The sequence below is a fragment of the Dysgonomonas sp. HGC4 genome, from assembly GCF_001261715.1.
Lineage (GTDB): Bacteria > Bacteroidota > Bacteroidia > Bacteroidales > Dysgonomonadaceae > Dysgonomonas_A.
In genome coordinates this window covers 1-4,046 of sequence record NZ_CVRU01000182.1, presented here as the reverse complement: position 1 = coordinate 4,046, position 4,046 = coordinate 1, and the positions used below count along the sequence as shown (strand labels likewise).

Sequence of the window (4,046 nt, the reverse complement as noted above, 5' to 3'; positions counted from 1 at the left end):
GTAATCTCTTTCTTTATTATGTACAACCTCTTATGAGGCTAGATATCGTACTTATCTGATCCTATTCAATGACTGAATAAGTTTCTCATCAGCCTTGATTTTCGATAATGCCAGCACTGTCAATATCAATGATATTGCAGGAAATGCCAGCCCATACTCTACTTTTGTAAACTCTGCGCTCAATACTATCTGCCCTGCATACAAGTAATATGCAAATGCTGCATAAAAAAGAATGATACATGCTATCGAAACATAACACATCTTTATTTGTACTTTTCGTTTCTTAAACAAGAATATAGCCACGAAGCTCAATAAAGCACTCACTACCGAAAGAGCTGCTACAGCCCATGTCGGATAAGAAAGAGCTATTGCATCTTCGAAAATACCCATACTCTTGAAAAGATAGAAACTATCGGGTGTACCAATCAGCACAGCCAGAGGACTACATACAGTTACAGCCATAAGAATGGCTGCAATTAGTAGATATACGGATTGTATACGTTGTATCATTTAGAAATTATCTTTATCCTTATTTGGATTTCTATAATATACTTTACCTTCAGTATATTCCTGAGCAGCAATTAAAGCAGCTTTAGGCAATTTTTCGTAATATCTAGAAATTTCGATTTGCTCACGGTTTTCGAAAACCTCTTCCAAATTATCGCTATAAGAAGCAAACTCTTGAAGTTTTCTATCCAGATCCTGTTTCATTTCTACAGCTATCTGATTTGCTCTCTTACCAATAATTCTTACTGTTTCGTAGACATTTCCAGTATCTGCAGACAAGGTCATCATATCTCTGGTGATTGTATTGCTTGGTGCATTGGTCTTCTTGTAATCCATAACTTTAATTCGCTATAATGAATGTGATGTTTATTTTCTTTCTAATTTCTTTTCGTTTTCTAGTTCTTCATCTGTCATACCTTCGATCTTAAGATCAAGAGCTCTGACAGCTCGTCGATAATATCTATCAGCCTCTCTTTTATATTTCCCTTCTGGAAACATATTCAAATAATTATAATGCTCATCAATAACATCTCTGTAACGTTCGGCTGTACGCTCTACAATACTCTTAGATGCTACCTCATGACGAGATCTTAAAATAAGAATCTGAAATTCTTCTCTGTATTGTGAATATGGATACGTTTTTAGAGCTTCACGTGCAGTAACTACACACGATTCGTAATTGTTACCCATGTAATTACCTAAATTGAAATACAAACGGCATGCCATAAGTTCTTTTAATGCCAATTTTTCTTGCATCTCGAATAAATAGTCTTGCACTAACTGTATTTTATCACTTTGCGGGTATATTTCTAAGAATGTTTGAAACTCCTGCATCGACTTGTATGTATTAGTCTGATCGAGTCTTACATCGGGAATATCTAAATACAAACCATAAGCAGCATTAAATCTAGCCAATTCGGTAAACTCGCCCTTAGGATAAGTTGTATAATAAGCCTTGAAATATTGGGTTGCTGTGGTATAATCTTTATCGTAGAAAAAACTCTGAGCTAACAAAAACAATGACTCTTCAGCATGAGACGTTCCTTTAAAAATAGGAACTAACTCCTCCAACAATGTGGATGCTCTACCGTACTTCTTCTCATCAAAATACTTCTTTGCATAAGTGTACTTCAATTCATAATCGGTGCTTTTAAGTATTTTGTTGTATTCGCCACACGAAGTAGCCACCAACAGAGTAAGTACAAATACTAAGAGAATTCTTATTTTCATTATTTCAGAATGAGATTTTGAGTCACAAATTTAAGTAAAGCTTTTAGATTTTGAAAATAAAGTTTTTTTTTTAAGTTATTTTGAGATACTTACCTTTTTAGGCTTTCTTTCGAAACATCTCTAAACGCCACTCATATTCAAGAATATCAACATTTTATCTACATAATCTCTATTATTCGATAACCGAGGTACTTTATTCTGTCCGCCTGCTTTTCCTTTATATTTTAGCCAATTATAGAAACTGTCTTTAGGTAAAACACGAATTACCGGATCTTGGAGCGATAAATTATGGGATCTTTTTGCCTCATAATCCGAATTTGCCTTCTTCAAAGCATTATCCAAAGTTACTCTAAATAAATGAATATCCGCGGGTTCTACATCGAATTCGATTAACCACTCGTGAGCTCCTGCCGAATTGTCCCCAAAATAAATAGGAGCAGCCGTATATTCAACAATATGAGCACCCGTTGCTGCGCACGCCTCACTCAAAGCACTCTCCGCATTATCAATGATAACTTCTTCACCAAAAGCATTAATAAAGTGCTTGGTACGACCTGTTATTTTGAATAGATAAGGTATTATAGATGTAAATTCGATAGTATCTCCAATCATATACCGCCAAAGACCTCCATTTGTAGTGATCAGTACAGCATAATTCTGACCTATTTCAACTTCTTCAAGAGTGAGAGTCGTTGGATTATCAGAATCCCACTCACTCATGGGAACAAACTCGTAATATATATTATTATCGAGCATCAAAAGCATATCTTTTGAATCGCCCGAATATTGTGAGCCAAAAAATCCTTCGGATGCATTATAGGTTTCCCAATAAACCATCGAATCTTTGTTTATCAACTTCCGATATTGATCTTCAAAAGGGGTGAAGCTTACTCCTCCATGAAAAAACACTTCCAGATTAGGCCATAAATCGGTCAACTCTCGACCTGTATCCGCTGTAATTTTTTTCAGCAGAACCAACAGCCAAGAAGGAACACCCATAAAAGCTCTCACATCTTTTCTTATAGCATAATCAGTAAGTTCCTGTAATTTGGTTTCCCAATCGGGGATAAGAGATATTCTTTCGGGAGTCCTGCTATACTTTGCCCAGAATTTTAAATTCTTAATTAGTATTGCCGAAATATCTCCGGTAAAAACACCATCTCCTATATTATTAACCTGTTTACTACCTCCTAATACAAGAGTCTTTCCTAAGAAAAATTTAGCTTGAGGATTACTCTGCGCATACAATGCAAGCATCTGTTGTCCACATTTGTAATGACCTTGTGTCAGAGATTCTTGAGTTACAGGAATATATTTGCTCTTATCGTTTGTAGTTCCCGATGACATGGCGAACCATTTCACAGGTTTATTCCACAACACGTTTTGCTGCTTATCTATCAGAATCTTTTCGAGATAGGGTTTCAAATCTTCGTAATGAAAAACAGGAACCGATTTTCTAAAATCGTCCTTATTTTTAATAGACGCAAAATCATACTGGGATCCAATATAAGTATTGGTTCCAGATTTGATAAGATAGTTAAGTATTTTTTCTTGTGTAAGAATTGGGTTATTTATAAACTGCTCAACCTCTCTGTACTTAAAATCTAAATATTTATGTACTAAAGAAGAGATCATCCTATTTTACTAATTTTTCGCAGTCTATCTTCGTCCATTATTTTAATTTTACGTCCATCCAAAGCAATAATATGTTCATCTACAAATGTAGATAATGTTCGGATAGCGTTTGAAGTAGTCATATTTGACAGGTTTGCTAAATCTTCTCTCGATAGGTAGATACTAATAGTAGCACCGTCTTCTTCCAAACCATAATTTTCGAGTAAGAAAACTAATGATTCAGCAAGTCTCCCGCGAATATGCTTCTGAGTAAGACTTACCACCCGTTCGTCGGCAATACCGAGATCGGTAGATAATTCTGTAATAAAATACATTGCCAGTCTGGTATTTGACATAACCAACTGCTCTATAAGTACCATAGGAATAAGACAAACCATAGAAGCTTCGAAAGCCGAAGCGTTTGTCACATAAGGTTCCTTAGCAAAGTAAGCCCGGTATCCAAAATTCTGGACAGGGCGTATCATTCGGATAATCTGGCTACGTCCACCAACCCCGTTCTTAAAGATTTTAACTTTCCCTTTTAAGAGACACATTAAATCTTTGGGGACCTCTTCTTCGCAATAAATGATTTCATTTTTTTTGAGGTGAAGAATCTTCGCTGCATCTTTTACAAGTTCACGTTCACTATCCTCCAGAAGAGCCCACATGTCAGGGATGCTAGCTTCAAAGCTGAT

5 protein-coding genes are annotated in these 4,046 nt (G+C 35.8%); all 5 read right to left on the bottom strand.

The features are described 5' to 3' along the window. Nucleotides 1-51 precede the first annotated feature (51 nt). The 5 genes from HGC4_RS17190 to HGC4_RS17170 all read right to left on the bottom strand — a co-directional run bounded on the left by HGC4_RS17190 (nucleotide 52) and on the right by HGC4_RS17170 (nucleotide 4,019). The gene (locus HGC4_RS17190) at nucleotides 52-510 is read right to left on the bottom strand and encodes a DUF4293 domain-containing protein (protein ID WP_050711372.1); all 459 of its coding nucleotides are present in this window, start codon (nucleotides 508-510) and stop codon (nucleotides 52-54) included. Beyond that, the gene (locus HGC4_RS17185; protein ID WP_050711371.1) at nucleotides 511-843 is read right to left on the bottom strand and encodes a DNA-directed RNA polymerase subunit omega; all 333 of its coding nucleotides are present in this window, start codon (nucleotides 841-843) and stop codon (nucleotides 511-513) included. Between the two features lie 30 nt (nucleotides 844-873). Further along, nucleotides 874-1,737, bottom strand: coding sequence for an outer membrane protein assembly factor BamD (locus HGC4_RS17180; RefSeq protein ID WP_050711370.1), 864 nt, complete (start codon nucleotides 1,735-1,737; stop codon nucleotides 874-876). A gap of 120 nt (nucleotides 1,738-1,857) precedes the next feature. After that, nucleotides 1,858-3,372 carry a GH3 auxin-responsive promoter family protein gene (locus tag HGC4_RS17175; RefSeq protein ID WP_050711369.1) on the bottom strand — a complete coding sequence of 505 codons (1,515 nt, stop codon included), beginning with the start codon at nucleotides 3,370-3,372 and terminating at the stop codon, nucleotides 1,858-1,860. After that, on the bottom strand, nucleotides 3,369-4,019 hold the full coding sequence (locus HGC4_RS17170; RefSeq protein WP_082204228.1) for a Crp/Fnr family transcriptional regulator: 651 nt from the start codon (nucleotides 4,017-4,019) through the stop codon (nucleotides 3,369-3,371). The genes HGC4_RS17175 and HGC4_RS17170 overlap by 4 nt, the downstream gene beginning before the upstream one ends. Nucleotides 4,020-4,046 lie beyond the last annotated feature (27 nt).

Excerpts from the sequence above, each read along its gene's own strand:
- HGC4_RS17190 (WP_050711372.1), bottom strand. The coding sequence starts at position 510 with ATGATACAACGTATACAATCCGTATATCTACTAATTGCAGCCATTCTT.
- HGC4_RS17180 (WP_050711370.1), bottom strand. The coding sequence starts at position 1,737 with ATGAAAATAAGAATTCTCTTAGTATTTGTACTTACTCTGTTGGTGGCT.
- HGC4_RS17175 (WP_050711369.1), bottom strand. The coding sequence starts at position 3,372 with ATGATCTCTTCTTTAGTACATAAATATTTAGATTTTAAGTACAGAGAG.
- HGC4_RS17170 (WP_082204228.1), bottom strand. The coding sequence starts at position 4,019 with ATGTGGGCTCTTCTGGAGGATAGTGAACGTGAACTTGTAAAAGATGCA.
- HGC4_RS17185 (WP_050711371.1), bottom strand. The coding sequence starts at position 843 with ATGGATTACAAGAAGACCAATGCACCAAGCAATACAATCACCAGAGAT.